This window comes from Sulfurimonas autotrophica DSM 16294 (assembly GCF_000147355.1).
GTDB lineage: Bacteria > Campylobacterota > Campylobacteria > Campylobacterales > Sulfurimonadaceae > Sulfurimonas > Sulfurimonas autotrophica.
Window position 1 is genome coordinate 1,759,209 of sequence record NC_014506.1, and the last position, 19,349, is coordinate 1,778,557.

The following is a 19,349-nucleotide window of genomic DNA, read 5'->3' on the forward strand; positions in this document are numbered from 1 at the left end:
GTTATAATTTTACTATTATTAATACTTATAGGAATTATTATGTTAAAAGATTTTGCCAAATTACATACTTTTTTGATGGTTATAAAAGAGAAAAGTTTCTCTAAAGCATCAGCAAAACTTGGAATTTCACAGCCTGCTGTCACACAGCAAATCAAGTTTATCGAAGATTATCTTGATACGAAAATAGTAGATAGAAAGAAAAATGGAATTATACTTACAAAAGAAGGTGAAGACCTTTATAGAATTGCTCAAAGACTTGAAAAAGCTATACAAAATAGTGAAAAAGATTTATTGAAAATAATCAATAAAGAGTTTACTTTTGTTATGGGTTCTTCTTTTGCAATCGGTAATTATGTTTTACCAAATTACCTTGGTGAAATTAAAAAACGTATCAATAATGAAGTTTTTATGAATGTGGATCTCTCTTCCAAAATTATAGATCAGCTTGAAGATAAAAAAATAGATGTAGCCTTGATAGAATCACCTGTTTTTAGAGACGGTATTATTTACAGAGAATGGGTAGAAGATGAGCTTGTCGTTTTTTCAAATCAACCGATTAAAAAACACCTCAGTCCTGATGATTTACTTGATTTTGACTGGATTTGCCGTGATGAAGAGTCACACACAAGAAAATTAACCGCAGAAGTTTTTGAAGAGATTGGCGTACAGTGTAACAATTTTAATGTTATTGGCGTTCTGACAAGCCCTACTTCTATTAAAGAGTCTATTCTTCACGCGGATAAAAATGCAGAAAGACCACTTGTTTCCATTATGTCTCGTCATGTAATCAAATCAGAGATTGAAGACGGCAAACTCTATGAAGCAAGACTCAAAAATCATAAAATTACAAGAAACTTTTATATAGCTTATTTAAAAGAGCGAAAACATGACGCATTTGTAGATAATGTAGTGAACTACCTACTCTCTTTGAACAGGGTGTAGGCAGGTACTATTTAAGGAATTTAGAGTTCTCTGGGTTTGAAAGAAAAGATGCCATAGAATTTTCAACTCCGCTCTCATCAACATTATCCTTCTCTTTTGATTCTTCTTCTTTATATGCAGATATATTGATTAAAACAGGTGTTTCATCTATAATAATCTGTAAAATACTCAATAGTGGTACACTCACTATACTGCCAAAATTATCACTTCCAAAACCAGCTTCAAAAATAAGTAGATTATTTTCAATTCTAGCAGTTTCAAATGTGTACCCTGCTAAGAAAAAAAGTGTGAGCGGACGAAACTCAGTATTTATACTCTCTGGTAGTTCAGGTTCAAAACTTACATCTTCTATTTTGCATAAAATGCCAAAATTTTGCTCTTTTTGAAAGAATAAAGTTATTAGCTCCTGAATATTTTTTTTCATCAATAGCGCAAAATCTCTATCTTGTATTATGTTTTCTAACAAATTATTTCCCTTATATTTTCATTTTGTATTATATCAAAATCTATCATCGCATTCATTAATGCCACCTGAGTAAAATTTTCTAAATCTTTTATAGATATATCTTCTTCTAAAATCTTATGACTCTCTAATAATCTCGCTCTAGTTGTGCCATCCAGCAAAGGCTTTTTTGGTGTTATCCAATTATTTTTATATTTAAAGGCTATATTTGCGATGGAAGTATCTGTAACAAGCCCGTTTTTGACTATAAGTATGTCATCACAAGAATATTTTTGTCTTACCAGTGCATCAATACTGTTTCTCTCGTAATATTTTTTTGAGTAGCTTATATCATCATCAAAAACAAGTTTTAAAGTTTTGATATTCTTTTTTTTATACGGATGATATGTCACTTCATAATTTCTACCGTCATAAATAACTCTGCATCGAAACAGACCAGCTAACGGAGGAGTTAAAACATCCTTTAGTATAATATTGGAATTTTTGACTGTCTCATCAAGGCGTCTTTGATGATATTTAAGATTGTAAAGCTCTCCATCAAATGCTTTGATAGTTTCTAAATATTGAATACTACTCACTAAAAAGTTCTGTGCTTAAATATCTCTCTCCGGTGTCGCATAAAATTGTCACAATGGTTTTGCCTTTAAATTCTTCGCGCATACCTACCTCCATTGCAGCATAAACATTTGCACCGGAAGATATACCAACTAGCAGACCCTCTCGTTTTGCCAGCATTCTTGCCGTTGCAATAGCATCATCATTACTGACCTTTATTACTTCACTGTAACAAGAAGTATCCAAAATAGCCGGAACAAAACCTGCTCCGATACCTTGAATTTTATGCGGAGCCGGAGTACCGCAGGAGAGGATTGCCGAAGCCTCAGGCTCTACCGCAAAAACAGCAACATCTGCAATATGTTTTTTTAATACCTTCGAAGTTCCGGTTAAAGTTCCTCCGGTACCCACAGCTGCCACAAAGGCATCTATGTTTTCATCTGTATCACGCAATATTTCTTGTGCCGTCGTAATTTCATGAATTTCAGGATTTGCCGGATTTTCAAACTGTTGTAAAATAATTGAATCAGGTGTAGTTTCTTGAATTTCTATTGCTTTTTGAATTGCCCCGTTCATTCCTTTTGCAGCAGGTGTTAAAACCAACTCCGCACCGAGTGCTTTGAGCAGGTTGCGTCGTTCAATACTCATAGATTCCGGCATAGTTAATATAAGTTTTAAGTTTTGAGCAGCACAATTGGCAGCTAAAGCGATTCCTGTATTCCCGCTTGTAGGTTCAATAATAGTTGTATGGGCTTTTATACGTCCTGATTCTATTCCTCTGCGTATCATATTGAACCCTATTCTGTCTTTGACAGAGCTTGTAGGATTCATAAACTCACATTTTCCAAGTATTGTAGCCCCTGTAAGTTTTGATGCTTCATTCAAGCGTATTAAAGGTGTATTACCTACTAATTCTGTTATATTTTTTGCAATTTTCATAATTTTTCCTCGTTCAGTAATTTTACACTAAAAAAATTATTTACACAAATTTCTATCATTTTATATACTTCCAAAAAGCCGTCAAAACCGTTAAAAAAATATGGATCAGGAACATCTTGACAATCATAGGCAAAGCAACCCAGTTTTTTTATATTTTTAGCACCCATTTCTTTTACATGTAACATATTTTTTTCATCAAATACCACAATCAAATCAAATATATTCACATCTTCTTTAGTGAATTGCCTTGCCCTTAGATGGCTAATATCAATACCGTGCATCTGCGCTACCCTAAGAGAACCTTCACAAGGTGCTTCTCCAATATGCCAGTCTCCAGTACCTGCTGAATCAATATTGATATCTATATTATGCTCTTTGGCTATTTTTTTAGCAATGCCCTCCGCCAAAGGAGAACGGCATATATTGCCAAGACAAACAAATATAACAGATTTCATATATTTCCTATTCTTTGAGTATAATAAGCACAGATATTATACTAAAAAACAGAGGCAATAATGGCGATTTATACTAGTGACGGCAAAAAGTTGATAAATGTCGAGTTTGATGTAACTCCTCAGGTTGGAGACATTGTTGACAGTATGCGTGTTCTGTCCGTTAACAAAAAAAACAATGATGAATATGCAGTATTTTTACTTGAACCAAATACAAGAGTCACCTGCTATATATTTGATGAAGTATTTATAATCGGAAAAGAGAGTGGATTTGAGAGCCTAAATGATGCAGTTGCCGCCTGGAAAAATGATGAAATATAAAAAATGCTACTTTAACACCCATTTTTGCAAAAACATATTTAACTGATTTGCAAAAAGTTCGGCATCTTTTTGTCCAAAAGGTTTTGGTCCTTTGGTTACCTCTCCCATTTCTCTGATGCTCTCCATTAGATTACGCATTGCTAGGTATTGTTTAATATTATCTTTACTGTAAAGCTCGCCTCTATGGTCTATTGCATGCGCATTTTTATCTATTACTCTGTCTGCCAACGGGATATCAGCAGTAATGACCAAATCACCCTCTTGCAACATCTCTACAATTTTATTGTCAGCTTCATCAGCTCCAGCATCAACGATCATATAATGTATATTTTTTGATTTCCCGATATTTATCTTTTTATTTGCAAGCACGTATGTTTTTATACCATACTTTTCAATCTGGCGCAGTATAATAGGTTTTAAAAGATTGGGAAAGGCATCACCGTCTATATATATTTCTAACACAGGTTTGTTCTCTTTTTGAAGTTTATAGTTTGAGAGTATGGTGCGCAGAGGGGGATTTGAACCCCCACACCCGAAGGCACAACGACCTCAACGTTGCGTGTCTACCGTTCCACCACCTGCGCATATTAAGTGGTATAAAAGCGACCCAACTCTAAAAGAGTTAAGTCTGAAGTATATTTAGTAATCTTGAAAGATTAACCTAAATATGGGTTAGCATAAAGTGCGATTAACGCAATTACTAGTGCATAAATAACTTGTGCTTCGATCATTGCAAGAGCGATGAACATTGTAGTCATAAGTTTAGCACCAAGACCTGGGTTACGTGCAGTACCAGCAATAGTAGCAGCAGCAGTACTACCCATACCGATAGCTCCACCTAATGCAGCAAGACCAAGACCAAGACCAGCAGCGATCATTGAGTATGCTTTAAGAGTTTGGTTTGCAACCTCACCGTCATTAGCGAATGCAGCAGCTGAAAGAGCTACTAAAAGAAAAAGAATTTTTTTCATAATATGTTCCTTAAAATAATTACAATTCGTTCGGATAGCGTAACCTCATCTTGCAATGAAGCAACCTAAACATAAATGCCCAGATTTCCCTACTAGAAATGATAAGCGCATTATATAGAAGCTTTGCTAAATGTTCTCTTATGCAAGCCCTAAAGAAATTTTATTTCCCTTAAATTCTAAAATTTCCACAGTTACTTTCTCACCCTCTTTAAGGACATCATGCACATTTTCAACCCTTTTGTCTTTAGAGAGTTTAGATATATGAAGTAAACCGTCTGTTCCGTCAGGAAGTTCTACAAATGCACCAAAGTCAACTATTTTTTTGACAGTGCCTTCGTATTTCTCACCTACTTCATATTTTATTTTTTCCTTTTTGGGAGCATTTACTATTTTTTGAATATGCTCTTTTGCACCCTGAACACCCTCTTTATTTTTACCTGTAATTTTAACTTTACCCTCTTTTTTGTCTATATCTATGGCAACTTCAAATTTTTCAATCATTTCACGAATGGTTTTTCCGGCTTGTCCTATAATTTCACCGATAAATCCCGGATCAATATGGAAAAATTCTGTTGATGGAAGAACACCGTCATTAAATTCTATTTTAGATTCGGCATCAAGCATAATGTCGATAATATGTGCACGCCCTTCTTTTGCCTGATACAATGCTTCTTTTAAAATATTAAGACTGATACCGCCGAGTTTTATATCCATCTGCATAGCAGTAATGCCCTCTTTTGAGCCCGTTACTTTAAAGTCCATATCTCCATCATGGTCTTCAAGTCCCATAATATCAGAAAGAATTGCATAACGCTCACCATCACTCACCATTCCCATAGCAATTCCGGCAACCGTATCACTCGTTTCAATATCTGCTGCTCTTAATGCCATATATCCGCCGCAGACTGTAGCCATTGAAGAAGAACCGTTTGACTCTAATATTTCAGATACTAAGCGAACTGTCTGTCCATCAAGATCAATTATAGGTTCAAGCGCACGCTTTGCTAAATTTCCATGTCCAAGTTCACGTCTTTTTGTTCCCATTACCGGAGAAGCTTCTCCTACTGAAAATCCCGGAAAATTATAATGCACCATAAAGTTTTCATTTTGAGTACCCTCATCGGTTAAACCCTCAAACATTTGTGCATCTTTTGGTCCGCCCATTGTTAAAACAACAAGTGCCTGTGTTTGTCCGCGTGTAAAGAGACATGAAGAGTGTGCAGCAGGCAATACATTTGTATCAATAGTTATAGGACGTATTTCTGTCAATTTACGACCATCGGCTCTGACTTTTTCATTGAGTATTTGTGAGCGTACCTGCTCTTTTTTCACTGCTTCTATTGCAGCTTTGAGTTCTAACTCATCCCATTCTATATTATTTGTCAGAATTCTTTTTCTTAAGTTTCTAAGAGCTGTTGAGCGTTCAGATTTTGCCATTTGATTCATTGCATCCGCAATATCTTTCATATGACGCTCTTTGACAAAGGCAACCATCTCTTCATTTAAACTATCTAATTTCAAATCCAACGGTTTAATATCTTTTTGATAAGGACCAAAAGCAACTTCATACTCAACATTTGATGCAAAAAGAAGTTTTTCAGTTTTATCAAGGACTTCAATCAGTTCATCTTCAGGCATTGCATTAGATACATGAGTATCTACAACTATTGTACCCAGGCTAGGGTCCATCATCGGATCAAGCATAGGCTCATAAGTGTCTTCAACTTCAACTTTTTCACTTCCGATTGAACGCATCTCAATCATTAATAAATCATCTTTAGTTCCTGAAAGATATAAATCTAAGCTAGAATTTTTTAATTGTGTAAGTGTCGGATTTAAAATAAGTTCGCCATCAACCTTAGCTGCGCGTACTGCACAAACACTGCTGTTTACATCTATATCTGAAGTAAAAAGTGCTGCTGAAGCTGCATTGAGTGCAAGAACCTGCATATCAGACTCTGAATCCGCAGAAAACACCATAATAGTAATTTGTGTAGGATGCCCAAATCCTTTTGGAAATAAAGGACGCAGACTTCTGTCAACTATACGCGATGTCAGCGTTTCAAAATCACTTGGCTTTGTTTCACGTTTAAAAAACCCACCCGGAATCTTTCCTGCCGCGTATGTTTTTTCTATATACTGAACAGTCAAAGGCAAAAAATCATCTTTTACAATTTCAGTCTCATCAATTACAACTGTTGCCAAAATAACAGTTTTTCCTGATTTAATCCATGCTGAACCATTTGCCTGTTTTGCAACGTCTCCAAATGAGTACTCTTCAACTCTATTTTCTAACTCTAATTTCACATCATATGTCATCTATTATCCTTTAAGTCTTTACTTAGTATTTCTTCGATTTTTTCATCATCCATCGTTTCTAAATTCTCATAATACAATGCTGTTTCCACATAATCATCTATATCATAAAGAAAAAATATATCATCAACAAAAGTTTCTAACAACTCCAAAACATCGCTTGGCAGCACAGGCGTAGCAATATAAACCGCTTTTGGTTTTTGAGCCAAAATAGTCTTTAGAGCTGTCATAAACTTACTGCCTGTCTCACTTCCTTCATCTACAAGCAAAACTACCTCGTTTTGCATAAATGGAAAAGGTTTTCCTTTACGATACTTATATATATAGCTAAGTATATCTTCTTCATGCTTTCTATGAGCTTCTCCGTAGATATAATCATACTGTATCTCAAAAGCATTAATCAACTCTTCATTGAGTACAATCTCTTCTGTTTCACTTACTCTGGCAACTTCACACTCAGCATTATTTGGTGCCACAATAGCTTCTAAAAAAAGAATTTGCAAATTGTTTTTCAGCTTTCCTTTGATAAATGATGCCAATTCCAAGCCGCCTTTTGAAACGGCAACAATATTCCATGCTTCTTCTTTTAGTTTTTGCATAGGAATCACATCACGCAGTTTTTGTGCTGCATCTTCTCTGTCTAACAGAATATGTTTATATTTTTGCATATCTTTGTATCCTACTTTGCATCATTTGGCAGCTTGTATGAAAGAAATGGGCTCCCTGTGTTTGCTTTCATTAATGGCTTCAATACTATAGTCAAATATATATACCTGTCATATACCGATGAGTTGGCTGCACCAATCGTAGTTAAAACAGGTCTGTTGTTCTCTGTATATTGTATGCCAAAGTCCCAACATCTTTTTGTATACACAAATCCTAAAGACATACTTTTTCTCTCTTTGGATTCTATATCATAATTATAACTTGCATTATAAGAATAATGTCTATTGTATGTGTACTTTACACTAGAAGTAAAATAACTCGTATAGGGTGTATACGTTGTTGTTTTTGGTAAGAATGTATCTTTATACAGATGCGAAAGTGCAATGTTAAGTCCATATTTATTAAAAGAGATTTGATTAAAGACTTTTGAAAATTTATTCTCTTTATAATTATAGAACATATTATTATAATAAGATAAAAAACTTGCTATTTTGTAATCAAGCTCATTTTCCAAATCTCCATATCTCTCTTTTGTATTTTCATAAGAGATATTTTGAGAGATTCTATGATAAAGAATTTCTTGTGCAGATGTATCATAGAAATATTGTTTAAAATCTACTTGTGTATCATTTTGTATTGCAGCAATATTATAAAATTCACACCTTTGGGCATAATTTGGATCTGTCTTATTTGTAAAATCTGAACAATACTCTAAATTATCTTCATAAAAACCATCTTTTTTACTCCAGCCTTTTCTGTTATAGCGAACTTCTACACCCATAACATGGCTAAAATTTTCATAAGCTTTTGTAAGTTGCGTAGACACTGCAATAGTGTGATAGTTTCTTGCATAAAAACCATCATGATATTCAAAACCAGTAATTGGATTCTGCTCATGACCACTGAATTGAGAGTGTTGCAGATACATGTTGGCTTTGTAAGAAAGGTTTATATACTCCTCAAATAATGACGTTTGCAAAGTAACCGGCAAATTAACATCAGTTTGTATAACTTTTTTATTGATAATTCTCTGAATATTATTACTTTGCACATCAAATGAATATAACAAATGATCTTTTAAAAATGTGTCTACATAATGGTGATATTGAATCGTTGGCAGTTTTTGCAAGGTATTGTCATTTGTTTGCAGTGTTAAATCTTCATAATATTTAAAATATGTACCGATATAGTTATCATTCGTATTGTAAAAAATATTTACCCTTGAGAGAACCTGCGTAGCAGTTGATTGATTCTCTCCATTTGTATTTGAGGCAAGATTTATATAATCTACATCATTCATATGATTAATATCTGCATATATCCCAGACTGTCCAGACAAGTTTAAGCCAAGCCATTGATTTAAAGGATTTATATTATTGTACCTAAAATTAAATCCGTAATGCGACTGATTTTCTAGATTGTTTTTTAAAAAGTAATCTTCTTTTTCTTTAAAGTAACCTGCTTTAAATTCTCCACTAGAAACCGGTGAATCGACGAATCTAAAAGTAGCATAAACACCTTCTCCTCTGCTTGTTCGTATCTGCGGATTTATCTCTAAATCCCACCAATTTTGTTCTGCAATGTAAATCGGCTGTTCATAAAAAAAGCCTTCCGTTGAAGAGATACCAAATGATGGTTTCAAAAGCCCTGTTCTTCGCGTTGTATCAAAAGAATAGCCAAAATATGGTGTATAAAATACAGGTATATCATAGATATAAAGTCTTGTATTATATAAATTGAGCCATTTTGAGTCTGTATTATAATCAGATGAAGAGAATTCCATTGTCCAGAGAGGGTTGATTGGATCACATCCACTTACTGAGCCTGAAGTGATATCTAACATCTCAGCTTTTGCTTCACCCTCATTTGCACTTATCCAGACATCAGATTTAGTATCCAGAAGATAAAGCGGTTTAAAATATCGCTCTTTTTTTGCCAGGTTCAGTTTTGCATATTTTCCCAGTATTTTATAGTTTTTATTATGATTGAGCCTAACATGTCCAAAAAGTTCCAAGTCTTGCGTATCTCTGTCATATACTGCCCTGTCTGCGGTTAAAAAATAATCTTGGTAGACAACAGTTACGCCACCGCTGGCGTTGACAATATTATCTTTGGATTTTACAGACGATGAATATATTTCAACTTTATCATCTGCATTCAAAATGCTCATAAAAACTATAAGTAAAAGAAGACAATATTTAAGCATCTATAACCAAAGTCTTTGCAGTTTTATCGTGCCATGTCTGACGTTGAGGATCAAACATTCCCCATAAAAAGCCAAGATAAAAAATCATCTCGCTAATGATTCTAAAAACTGCCCGGTTGAGTGAAATGGCAAAATTTGGATTATCTAACGTTCTAATATCTATCACTCTTATTTTCATAGCGAGTTTTCCAAGTGTAGCACCGTATTGCATGACAAAAAAAGTTTGATAAACTATTTTCATTATAATATACTGCATGACATAAGTATTTGTAAGTATTATAATATCTTCAACAGTTTGTGCCTTTGAAAATGAGTCAGACATAGCTATAATAAGTAAAAAAGAAAGCAGCATTTCATCTATAAAAAATGCCACTGCTCTTTTTTTAATGGATGCAAGTTGTAAATGTTCGCGGTTGAGTAGCTTCTCTATCTCTTCATTCAAAGTTCAAATTCCTAAAGAGCTTGGTACGCGATATCTGTACGAAGTTTTTTCCCTGCAAAATGAACTTGCCCACATCTCAAATATGCTCTGTCTCGTGCCTCTTTTATACTATCACCCAAACCGACACATACTAAAACACGTCCGCCGGTCGCATACAATTTTCCATCTTCCATCTCTACTCCGGCAAAAGATATATGTGTATTTTCTGCTATCTCTTTATGCTTTACATCATCTAAAATAATTTCAGCCGGCGTCGATGCGCTGTATGGATAGTTTTCACTTGCCATAACAACACCTACAGCATACTGGTCTGAAAATTCTACTTTTATATCACTTAAACGATTTGTAGCCGCTTTATAAAACATATCTGACACACTTGATGTCATCAAAGGCATAAGAATTTCACACTCAGGATCTCCAAAACGAACATTGAATTCCAAAGTAACCGGTTCGCCATTGACTACCATGATGCCAATAAATAAAACACCTTCAAATGGAGCACCCTCTTTTTGCATGCCGTCTAATGTCGGGCGGATAATTCTCTCTCTTACTTTTTGGTAAAGTTCTTCATCTACAAGCGGTGTCGGAGCATAAGCACCCATACCACCTGTATTTGGTCCTTCATCACCGTCAAGTAAACGTTTGTGATCCTGTGCAGCCGGCAATAATATATAATCTTTTCCGTCACATACGGCAAACATTGAAAGCTCATAACCGTCTAAAAACTCTTCAACTATTACTTTTTTTCCGGCATCACCAAAACTCTTTCCGCTAAGCATTTCAGAAATCGCTTTTTTTGCTTCATCATGAGACTGTGCAATAATTACACCTTTGCCGCCGCATAACCCGTCAGCTTTTACAACAATAGGTGTTTGCAATGAGTTTGTAAATTGAAATAAATCTTCAATCGAATCACTCTCTATATACCTTGCAGTAGGAATATTATACTTTGCTAAAAAGTTTTTCATATACACTTTTGAACCCTCAAGCTGTGCTGCTTCTTTACTCGGTCCGAAAATTGTTAAACCCTCTTTTTTAAATATATCTACAACACCATCAACTAAAGGTGCTTCAGGACCTACAATTGTAAGGTTAATATCATTTTCTTTTGCAAATGCTGCCAAATCATTATAATCTTTGATATTAAGATTGGTGCCTAAATTGTTTGTTGCACCATTTCCCGGCTGAAAAAAAAGCTCATGCTCTTCGTCTTCATTTTTTATAGCACGCGCAATAGAGTATTCTCGTCCACCGCTACCCAAGATTAATATTTTCATTTGTATCTCCATAAATTATTAAAAAATTTACTTATCCCACTGCAATGAAATCAATAAATTCTTTGTCAATCCGAGTAGCCGTCACACTATTGGCTTGGTTCTAAAAAGCCGAATTTGGGTGAAGAGAGGATTGCCTAACGGCGACAGTTTCATCGGCAGAGTTAACATACCTCAAACGAAATCATCGACACACGACAATTCTACTAGTTCACAATTTGAATATGTAGAACCCTCATATGCGTGCTGACACGAACTACTCAGATTAACAATACTATTATACAAAAAAAATGCTTGTTTTTATTTTAGAGAATGTGCGATTTGCATACAACTCTCTATTGTCGTCTCATCTGAGAGAATATATGAACAATTTTTCGGTATTGCTTTTGCAGTTGTTTTACCGATAACTATAATTTTATGTGTATGCAACAAACTGTGATTTTTTAAAAAACATTTCACGCTTGAAGGCGATGTAAAGATTAAAACAGCATCATCTTGTACTGTTACATTATCAATTGCCCCAGAACAGTCACTTTCATAAACAACTTTTTCACCAATTACGTAACCATCTTCTTTACATGTAAAGACAAAATCAGATGCAACGATTTTTGCACGCAGATATAGCCACTTCTTTTCTTTCGGAAAAGACTTGATTTGTTCTATAAGATTATCGCCGTAACCTCCTCCCACAGCTAACACCTGACCGCCTAAATCTTCAAAGCTTTTTGCACTCTGCTTTGAGATACAAAGGGCGGGCTTGTTTATATACTCTTTTTTATTGTACTCTTGCAGCGCTTTTGATGCCTGTTTTGAGGTGATAATCAAATAATCATATTTTGAAAAATCAATTTCAGGCTGTAAAAAAGTAATGTCAAGTGAATTAATGCTTATAGCATCAGGATGAGAAGAGATAGAAAAAAGGTAAATTGGACGCATAGGATATAAGCTCTCGCTTATTCCCATTCTATGGTAGCTGGTGGTTTAGATGATATATCATAAACTACGCGGTTTATTCCGTCGACTTCATTGATGATTCTTCTTGAAATTCGCTCTAAAAGATCATGCGGCAAATGTGCAAATGTTGCCGTCATACCATCAACTGCTTCTACAACTCTTACACATACAGTGTTATCATACGTACGGTTATCACCCATAACACCTACTGATTTTACATTTAAAAGTACTGCAAATGCCTGCCATGTTTTTGCGTAATATCCACTTGCTTTTAACTCATCAAGTAAAATAACATCTGCCTCACGAAGTAAATCTAAATCAGGAACATTCACATCACCCATAATTCTGATTGCAAGACCTGGTCCAGGGAATGGATGACGATTAATCATTCCTTCCGGCAGACCAAGTTCAAATCCTATTTTACGTACTTCGTCTTTAAAGAGTTCACGTAGAGGTTCAATAAGCTCAAAATCCATCCAATCAGGGAGCCCACCGACATTATGATGAGACTTAATCACTTCTGATGGTCCATTTACAGATATAGACTCAATAACATCAGGATAGAGTGTTCCTTGTGCAAGAAATTTAATTCCATCATGTTTTTTTGCTTCTTTTTCAAACTCTTCAATAAAAGTGTGCCCGATAATCTTGCGTTTTTGTTCAGGATCACTTACACCTGCAAGTTTACCTAAAAAGTTGTCTACCGCATCAACAGTAATAAGCGGTGCTTTAAGATTAATTTTGAATACTTCTTCAACCTGTTCACGCTCACCTTTACGAAGAAGTCCATTGTCTACAAATACAGGAATAAGCTGATCGCCGATTGCTTCATACAGCATTGCTGCAACAACAGAACTGTCAACCCCTCCGCTTAAACCACAGAGAACTTTTGCGTCACCTACACGCTCACGAATTGATTCAATTTGCTGCTTTAAGAAATGCTCCATTTTCCATTTTTCAGTCACGCCGCAAATATTCTTTGCAAAGTTACGAAGCATCAAGTAGCCCTCTTCTGAGTGTTGTACTTCTGGGTGAAATTGTAGTGCATATACACGTTTTTCATCATTTGCTATGGCTGCATAAGGAGAATTTTCAGATGTTGCAATAACCTTAAAACCATCAGGCAGTGTTTCGACTCTGTCTGAGTGACTCATCCAAACTATTCTGTGATTATCACAATCTTTAAACAATGCTGAAATATTATCAGGGTAACCGACAATATCAAGTTCTGCTTTTCCATATTCGTGATGGTCAGAACGTATAACAGAACCGCCAAAATCTACTGCAATTCTCTGCATTCCATAACAAATTCCAAGAACAGGAATTCCCATTTTGTATACGTCTTTGTCAACTTCATACGCATCTTCATTATATACAGAAGACGGTCCGCCGCTGAGTATAATACCTTTAGGGTTTTTTGCCTGAATATCTTCTACTTTTGTATGATAAGGAAGAATTTCACAGTATATTTTATCTTCACGAAGACGACGCGCTATAAGCTGTGTGTATTGAGAGCCAAAGTCTAGAACTATAATGCTAACATTTGTCATTTGAAATGCCTTTTTACTTTTATAAATAATTAATTATGAAAGAATACAATAAATAAGATTAATGTTTGATTTGTTACATGTAACAAGCGTTACATGTAACCTTTATGTTAGAAGAAAGAGACAGGCTTAATAAAGACCCATGATTTCAAATTGAACGTACCAGATTATAATAGAGATAATATAACCTACTAAAATTGTCCATGAATGTTTCATGTGTGCACCAAAAGTATAAATACCTCTTAGTTTTCCCATAACACCGACACCTGCAGCAGAACCAAAAGAGATTAAACTACCACCTATACCCGCTGTCATTGTAACGAGCATCCATTGTGCTATGTCCATTTGAGGAGATGCTTTTAAAATTGCACTCATAACCGGTACATTATCCACAATTGCTGAGAGAAATCCAACACCTACATTTGATGCGGTTGGTCCGACTAAATCATAGAGGTGATGGATGTATTCCAAGAAACCCAAGAAGTGCAGTGCACCGACTGCTGAAAGAATACCAAAGAAGAAAAGAAGTGTATCGTTTTCCACTTTTTCCATATTGACATAAATATTAAAGCTGTTTTTCCCCGATCTTTTAAGCTGGAATGAATAAAGTTTCAAAATTGCCAGACCGAACATCATGCCCCACATTGCAGGGAAATGAAAAAATGTATGTCCAAGCACAGCAATTACAATAGTAAGAATACCTAAATAAACAACTGCCATTCCACCGTCAAGTACAATAGGCTTTTTCTCTGTTGCTCCGTCAAATGGCGGTTCGCCTGCTGGGACAGATAAAGAGAGTAAAAATGCCGTAACAACCCAGCCAACAACAGAAGCGGGAAAAAGAAAAAGAAAATCTACAAATTCACCCTTGCCCGCTGTCCAAGACATCAACGTAGTAATGTCACCAAACGGTGACCATGCACCACCTGCATTTGCAGCTACGACGATATTGATAGCACCCGGTACTAAAAAGGCAAGATTTTTCTTGTCAATCGTAAAAAGTACCGTTGAGAGGATCAATGCTGTTGTCAGGTTGTCTGCAACCGGAGAGATAAAAAATGCTAAAAAACCGGTCAGCCAAAAAAGCTTTTTATAGGTATATCCTTTTGAAACAAGTTTATATTTCATTAAATCAAAAACACCGCGTTCTAAAAGTGTTTCGATAAATGTCATTGCTACAAGCAAGAAAAAGAAAATTTCTGATATTTCAAGAATCAAATGTTCTAATTCATCATGCACTGCTTCAGGATTTAAGCCGTTTATTGCATAATAAATACCAATAAGCATAAACATAAATGTACCGGCAAAAAGTGCAGGCTTTGATTTGTTTATCTCATATTTTTCCTCTGTAGCGATAAAATAATACGCTATAACAAAGACAGCTAAGCTGGCCCATCCTACCCACGTTGTCGCAAGATTTATTGCTTCGTGTTCCATTAATTCTCCTCTTGTATTGTGTGAACCCCTATAGATTCACTCCTGTTTAATGCAGATATTACTATCTCTTTTGCCGTCAGTAAACGAAATTTCAGTAGTTTACCAATATTTTCATTTAAAAGTGCATTAATTGTCGACAAAGCATCATTTAATCCGCTTTTTGTTCGGATAATGGAAACATTTTCCCACATGATTCGTCTTAGTTGATCTTTTTTCACTTTATCATCTTTTAAGCTCATCACTTCATCTTTGAGCGTAAACTCTTTAAAGCATTTAATTTCATCTATATTTTTCAATATATCATCAGCTGCTCTTTTAGCAAACACCAAACCTTCAAGGAGTGAATTTGACGCTAGTCTGTTTGCACCATGTACTCTTGTTGAAGCAACTTCGCCGACGGCATACAAATTTTTCACATTGGGTACTCTTGCATTCAAATCTGTTCGAATGCCTCCTATAGCATAATGAAAAGCCGGTGAAATCGGCACTCTTTGAGTCGGGACATTAAATCCGAGTTCTTTTAAATTTTTATATATGTTTGGAAACCTGTGTTTAAAATACTCTTCTTCAAAATTTTCACAATTAAGATACACATGCATTCCCGTTTTTTTCTTGTATTTATATATTGCCTTGCTGACAATATCACGCGAAGCAAGTTCTCCGCGTTCATCATAATCAAAAAGAAATCTTCGACCCGCTTCATCTTCAATAGTAGCACCCTCACCGCGCAGAGCTTCTGTTAAAAGCATTTTTTGCGCATTGTTTGAATTTACAAACACAGTAGGATGAAACTGCAGCATTTCCATTCTGTCAAGTTCTATGCCTTTCATCACACAAAGTCCCTGCATATCGGCACTAATACACGGCGCATTTGTATGGTACTCATAAAGCGAGCCGACCCCTCCACTTGCAATAATGACATTTTTGGCATAAATATTTCTGCGTTTTCTATGATCAAGCACCGTCACACCGAAGCACTCACCGCCCTCTATAAGCAAATCAACTACCCTGGCATCACTGAGCATCGCATGAGAGTTCTGTTCTAGTAAGAAGTGATGCAGGTATCTTCCTGTTGCATCGCCTCCTGCATGTAAAATCCGTTCACATGAGTGTGCTGCCTCTTTTGTATAAAGCAGTTCTCCTGCTTCATTAGTGTCAAAATGAAAGCCGTGGCGTATTAAATCATCAATCGCTTTACGGGAATTTTTGCTCAAGACATCAACAGCTTTTTCATCACATAGTCCGTCACCTGCAGCAAGTGTGTCTTTTATATGTGCAGGTATGTCGTTCTTATTCCTAGCAAGTGCCACGCCGCCCTGTGCATAAAATGTGTTGCATTTAAAAGTTTCACGTTTATTGATTATAAGCACTTTTTTATCAGCAGGAATATTCATGCTTGCATAAAGTCCCCCAACACCTGCTCCTATTATAATTACATCATATTCTATCATTACGGTGTACAGCTTGCATTATTATCATTGTTAAATTCTTTCTTTTTAATAATAAATTTAACATTTTTATCACCCTTTGGTGCCTCTTTTTCATAGTATGGCGGTGCTTTGTAGCCGCATGCGCTTACACTTAATAAAAAGCTTGCTATAATTAGCATATGAAAAACAGCAGTGACATTCTTAATTCTCTTCAAAATAAACCTCAATTTTCTAAATTATCTCACTATAAATGTATACATAAAATACAATCAGTATTTAGCCCCCCTTTACAAAAAATGATTAAGTTTGCATATATAAAAAACAATACACTTTTTTTTGTCCTTAATCATCCCGGTGCCAAACAAGAGTTTGATAATAATATACAAAGCATTAAAAGTGCTTTAAAGTTTCATACTCCCGCGGAATGTAGCGATGAAACTATAACGGATATAAAAGCTTTTGTAACACATACACCCTCTTTACATGTAAGTACCCCGGCAGATACAGAGCCAAAAAAAGTTCTCTCCTATAAAGAAAGATCTACCGGAAATTTTGAAATTCCTGTCCATGATGAAAAACTCAAAGAGCTTATCCGCTCTATTCAAAACATCATAAAAGAAAAAAATGACACTTAAAGAAAAAATCCAGCAACTCCCAGACAAACCGGGCATCTATCAGTATTTTGACAAAAACGGGCATCTTCTCTATGTGGGAAAAGCCAAAAACCTTGCCAACAGAGTCAAAAGCTACTGGCAGTTTACACCTGAGCTTTGTGCAAGTTCGCAGCTCTCCCTGCGTATAAAAAAGATGATAAATCAAACAGTCTCTATGAATTACATCATCGTAAATTCCGAGCATGATGCTTTAATACTTGAAAATTCCCTTATCAAGCAGCTGGGTCCAAAATATAATATTTTGCTCAGAGATGATAAAACCTACCCTTATATATATATTGACAACTCTCAAGATTACCCTCGTTTTGACATCACAAGAAAAATCATCAGAAGTAAAGATATTACCTATTATGGTCCATATTCCGTCGGTGCAAGAGATATTCTTAGCTCTATTTATGACATTTGCAAGCTTGTACAAAAAAAAGCCTGTCTCAAATCAAAAAAACTCTGTTTGTACTATCAAATAGATAAATGTCTCGGTCCCTGCGAACTGCCAGTCAGCAAAGAGCGCTACGCTCAAGAAGTGAATTTGGCAACGAGTCTTATAAAAAATAAAAAACTTCTTCTAAGCAAACTGCAGGAAAAAATGGAGTTTTATGCCGAGGAACTGCGATTTGAAGAGGCAGCCCAGCTACGTGACACGATGGAGAGGATTGAGCGTTCCCACATTAAAAGTGAAATTGATTTTGCTACAAATGAAAATTATGATATTTTTGCCATTGAAAGTTCCCAAACAAGAGCTGTCGTTGTCAAAATATTTATGCGCCACGGAAAAATTATATCTTCAACGCATGAGTATATAAACCTTAATGAGGGGCTTGATACAAATGAACTCTATTCCAGAGCATTACTTGGTTTTTATAAAGACGAAAAACCTCCTATTGTTGTTCCCCTGCTCATTGGAGAGGATTTTGAAGATAAAGAGCTGATACAAAACTATCTTACAAATATATTTGAACAAAAAGCACAAATCATAATCCCTCAAAGAGGAAAAAAGAAAGATTTAATTGCTTTGGCAAAATTAAATGCAACTGAACTCTTAAAAAGAGACAAAGAGACTCTCAACACCAAAATATTACAAGAAGTACAAGAGCTGTGCCAACTGCAAAAACTTCCAAACAGAGTAGAAGTTTTTGACAACTCTCATATGTCCGGTGTTGCTACAGTCGGCGCTATGATAGTATATGAAAATGGAAAATTTGATAAAAAATCTTATAGAACCTATCACCTTGATGCAAGAGACGAGTATGGACAGATGCGTGAAACATTAACGAAAAGGGTAGAAAGTTTTAGCAAAAGTTCACCGCCTGATTTATGGATACTAGACGGGGGAGCAACACTCCTTAAACTTGCAGTCGATATTCTCCAATCCAATGGCATTAACCTCGATGTTATAGCAATATCAAAAGAGAAGGTAGATGCAAAAGCCCACCGTGCCAAAGGAAAAGCACAAGACATTATATACACAAGAGATGAAGTTTTCAGGCTAAAAACAAGTGACAAACGTCTGCAGTGGATTCAAAATTTACGGGATGAAGCGCACCGAGCGGCTATTACTTTTCATAAAAAAACAAAACTAAAATTAGACCAGGAGAGCAAACTTTTAAGTTTACATGGCATATCACCTGCAAAAATACAAAAACTTCTCAATCATTATGGAACTTTTGAAGCACTCAAAAATGTAACATTTGATGATATTAGTTCACTTTTAAATACAAAAGATGCAAAAACTATCAAAAATTTTTATAAATAAGTTTTTT

20 protein-coding genes and 1 tRNA gene are annotated in these 19,349 nt (G+C 35.4%); 4 read left to right on the forward strand and 17 right to left on the reverse strand.

Going from position 1 to position 19,349, the window contains the following annotated elements:
• Window positions 1–39 precede the first annotated feature (39 nt).
• Complete coding sequence (locus SAUT_RS08995; protein ID WP_013327569.1) at window positions 40–942, forward strand: LysR family transcriptional regulator; 903 nt, start codon at window positions 40–42, stop codon at window positions 940–942.
• A gap of 7 nt (window positions 943–949) precedes the next feature.
• Here the strand turns inward: SAUT_RS08995 and SAUT_RS09000 are convergent, their stop codons facing one another.
• From SAUT_RS09000 to SAUT_RS09015, 4 genes are read right to left on the reverse strand one after another with little or no spacing between them, the layout of a single operon-like run.
• Complete coding sequence (locus SAUT_RS09000; RefSeq protein ID WP_013327570.1) at window positions 950–1,408, reverse strand: hypothetical protein; 459 nt, start codon at window positions 1,406–1,408, stop codon at window positions 950–952.
• Window positions 1,402–1,983, reverse strand: coding sequence for an aminotransferase class IV (locus SAUT_RS09005; RefSeq protein ID WP_013327571.1), 582 nt, complete (start codon window positions 1,981–1,983; stop codon window positions 1,402–1,404). Before SAUT_RS09005 ends, SAUT_RS09000 begins: the two co-directional genes overlap by 7 nt.
• Entirely contained in the window at window positions 1,976–2,899 is a 924-nt protein-coding gene (gene cysK / locus SAUT_RS09010) for a cysteine synthase A (protein ID WP_013327572.1), read from the reverse strand. The genes SAUT_RS09005 and cysK overlap by 8 nt, the downstream gene beginning before the upstream one ends.
• Window positions 2,896–3,354: a low molecular weight protein-tyrosine-phosphatase gene (locus SAUT_RS09015; protein WP_013327573.1), complete on the reverse strand. Its 459-nt coding sequence runs from the start codon at window positions 3,352–3,354 to the stop codon at window positions 2,896–2,898. Before SAUT_RS09015 ends, cysK begins: the two co-directional genes overlap by 4 nt.
• A 60-nt stretch (window positions 3,355–3,414) precedes the next feature.
• On the opposite strand from SAUT_RS09015, the gene SAUT_RS09020 reads away from it, so the two are divergent.
• Window positions 3,415–3,672 (forward strand): hypothetical protein, encoded by a 258-nt coding sequence (locus SAUT_RS09020; RefSeq protein WP_013327574.1) that lies wholly within the window; start codon window positions 3,415–3,417, stop codon window positions 3,670–3,672.
• Window positions 3,673–3,678: 6 nt separating this feature from the next.
• Here SAUT_RS09020 and SAUT_RS09025 read toward each other — a convergent pair whose 3' ends face one another.
• The 13 genes from SAUT_RS09025 to SAUT_RS11300 form a co-directional block, all read right to left on the reverse strand.
• Window positions 3,679–4,134 (reverse strand): YaiI/YqxD family protein, encoded by a 456-nt coding sequence (locus SAUT_RS09025; RefSeq protein WP_013327575.1) that lies wholly within the window; start codon window positions 4,132–4,134, stop codon window positions 3,679–3,681.
• Between the two features lie 38 nt (window positions 4,135–4,172).
• Window positions 4,173–4,256: transfer RNA gene (locus tag SAUT_RS09030), tRNA-Leu, on the reverse strand.
• 72 nt (window positions 4,257–4,328) lie between these two features.
• Window positions 4,329–4,643 (reverse strand): F0F1 ATP synthase subunit C, encoded by a 315-nt coding sequence (locus SAUT_RS09035; protein ID WP_013327576.1) that lies wholly within the window; start codon window positions 4,641–4,643, stop codon window positions 4,329–4,331.
• A 138-nt stretch (window positions 4,644–4,781) separates the two neighbouring features.
• On the reverse strand, window positions 4,782–6,962 hold the full coding sequence (locus SAUT_RS09040) for a polyribonucleotide nucleotidyltransferase (RefSeq protein ID WP_013327577.1): 2,181 nt from the start codon (window positions 6,960–6,962) through the stop codon (window positions 4,782–4,784).
• Window positions 6,959–7,627, reverse strand: coding sequence for a phosphoribosyltransferase (locus SAUT_RS09045; RefSeq protein WP_013327578.1), 669 nt, complete (start codon window positions 7,625–7,627; stop codon window positions 6,959–6,961). Before SAUT_RS09045 ends, SAUT_RS09040 begins: the two co-directional genes overlap by 4 nt.
• A gap of 11 nt (window positions 7,628–7,638) precedes the next feature.
• Window positions 7,639–9,795, reverse strand: a complete 2,157-nt coding sequence (locus tag SAUT_RS09050) for an LPS-assembly protein LptD (RefSeq protein ID WP_148218551.1) — start codon at window positions 9,793–9,795, stop codon at window positions 7,639–7,641.
• Window positions 9,796–9,823: 28 nt separating this feature from the next.
• Window positions 9,824–10,273: an RDD family protein gene (locus tag SAUT_RS09055; protein ID WP_013327580.1), complete on the reverse strand. Its 450-nt coding sequence runs from the start codon at window positions 10,271–10,273 to the stop codon at window positions 9,824–9,826.
• Between the two features lie 11 nt (window positions 10,274–10,284).
• Window positions 10,285–11,550: a phosphoribosylamine--glycine ligase gene (gene purD, locus SAUT_RS09060; protein ID WP_013327581.1), complete on the reverse strand. Its 1,266-nt coding sequence runs from the start codon at window positions 11,548–11,550 to the stop codon at window positions 10,285–10,287.
• Window positions 11,551–11,847: 297 nt separating this feature from the next.
• Window positions 11,848–12,483: a uroporphyrinogen-III synthase gene (locus tag SAUT_RS09065; RefSeq protein ID WP_013327582.1), complete on the reverse strand. Its 636-nt coding sequence runs from the start codon at window positions 12,481–12,483 to the stop codon at window positions 11,848–11,850.
• 17 nt (window positions 12,484–12,500) lie between these two features.
• Window positions 12,501–14,051, reverse strand: a complete 1,551-nt coding sequence (guaA, locus tag SAUT_RS09070) for a glutamine-hydrolyzing GMP synthase (RefSeq protein ID WP_013327583.1) — start codon at window positions 14,049–14,051, stop codon at window positions 12,501–12,503.
• 126 nt (window positions 14,052–14,177) lie between these two features.
• Window positions 14,178–15,485: a sodium:proton antiporter NhaD gene (nhaD, locus tag SAUT_RS09075; RefSeq protein ID WP_013327584.1), complete on the reverse strand. Its 1,308-nt coding sequence runs from the start codon at window positions 15,483–15,485 to the stop codon at window positions 14,178–14,180.
• Window positions 15,485–16,936 (reverse strand): L-aspartate oxidase, encoded by a 1,452-nt coding sequence (nadB, locus tag SAUT_RS09080; RefSeq protein ID WP_013327585.1) that lies wholly within the window; start codon window positions 16,934–16,936, stop codon window positions 15,485–15,487. The genes nhaD and nadB overlap by 1 nt, the downstream gene beginning before the upstream one ends.
• Complete coding sequence (locus tag SAUT_RS11300; RefSeq protein ID WP_223175443.1) at window positions 16,936–17,130, reverse strand: lipoprotein; 195 nt, start codon at window positions 17,128–17,130, stop codon at window positions 16,936–16,938. The genes nadB and SAUT_RS11300 overlap by 1 nt, the downstream gene beginning before the upstream one ends.
• Before the next feature lie 81 nt (window positions 17,131–17,211).
• Here SAUT_RS11300 and SAUT_RS09085 point away from each other — a divergent pair, with 81 nt between their 5' ends.
• Together SAUT_RS09085 and uvrC are read left to right on the forward strand one after the other, a co-directional pair.
• Complete coding sequence (locus tag SAUT_RS09085) at window positions 17,212–17,550, forward strand: hypothetical protein (RefSeq protein ID WP_245534100.1); 339 nt, start codon at window positions 17,212–17,214, stop codon at window positions 17,548–17,550.
• Complete coding sequence (gene uvrC / locus SAUT_RS09090; protein WP_013327588.1) at window positions 17,540–19,342, forward strand: excinuclease ABC subunit UvrC; 1,803 nt, start codon at window positions 17,540–17,542, stop codon at window positions 19,340–19,342. Before SAUT_RS09085 ends, uvrC begins: the two co-directional genes overlap by 11 nt.
• Window positions 19,343–19,349: the final 7 nt, after the last annotated feature.

Coding starts and splice junctions, on each gene's coding strand:
- SAUT_RS09085 (WP_245534100.1), top strand. CDS start 17,212: ATGATTAAGTTTGCATATATAAAAAACAATACACTTTTTTTTGTCCTT.
- SAUT_RS09040 (WP_013327577.1), bottom strand. CDS start 6,962: ATGACATATGATGTGAAATTAGAGTTAGAAAATAGAGTTGAAGAGTAC.
- guaA (WP_013327583.1), bottom strand. CDS start 14,051: ATGACAAATGTTAGCATTATAGTTCTAGACTTTGGCTCTCAATACACA.
- SAUT_RS09045 (WP_013327578.1), bottom strand. CDS start 7,627: ATGCAAAAATATAAACATATTCTGTTAGACAGAGAAGATGCAGCACAA.
- SAUT_RS09035 (WP_013327576.1), bottom strand. CDS start 4,643: ATGAAAAAAATTCTTTTTCTTTTAGTAGCTCTTTCAGCTGCTGCATTC.
- SAUT_RS09050 (WP_148218551.1), bottom strand. CDS start 9,795: ATGAGCATTTTGAATGCAGATGATAAAGTTGAAATATATTCATCGTCT.
- nhaD (WP_013327584.1), bottom strand. CDS start 15,485: ATGGAACACGAAGCAATAAATCTTGCGACAACGTGGGTAGGATGGGCC.
- SAUT_RS09015 (WP_013327573.1), bottom strand. CDS start 3,354: ATGAAATCTGTTATATTTGTTTGTCTTGGCAATATATGCCGTTCTCCT.
- SAUT_RS09020 (WP_013327574.1), top strand. CDS start 3,415: ATGGCGATTTATACTAGTGACGGCAAAAAGTTGATAAATGTCGAGTTT.
- uvrC (WP_013327588.1), top strand. CDS start 17,540: ATGACACTTAAAGAAAAAATCCAGCAACTCCCAGACAAACCGGGCATC.
- cysK (WP_013327572.1), bottom strand. CDS start 2,899: ATGAAAATTGCAAAAAATATAACAGAATTAGTAGGTAATACACCTTTA.
- SAUT_RS08995 (WP_013327569.1), top strand. CDS start 40: ATGTTAAAAGATTTTGCCAAATTACATACTTTTTTGATGGTTATAAAA.
- purD (WP_013327581.1), bottom strand. CDS start 11,550: ATGAAAATATTAATCTTGGGTAGCGGTGGACGAGAATACTCTATTGCG.
- SAUT_RS09065 (WP_013327582.1), bottom strand. CDS start 12,483: ATGCGTCCAATTTACCTTTTTTCTATCTCTTCTCATCCTGATGCTATA.
- nadB (WP_013327585.1), bottom strand. CDS start 16,936: ATGATAGAATATGATGTAATTATAATAGGAGCAGGTGTTGGGGGACTT.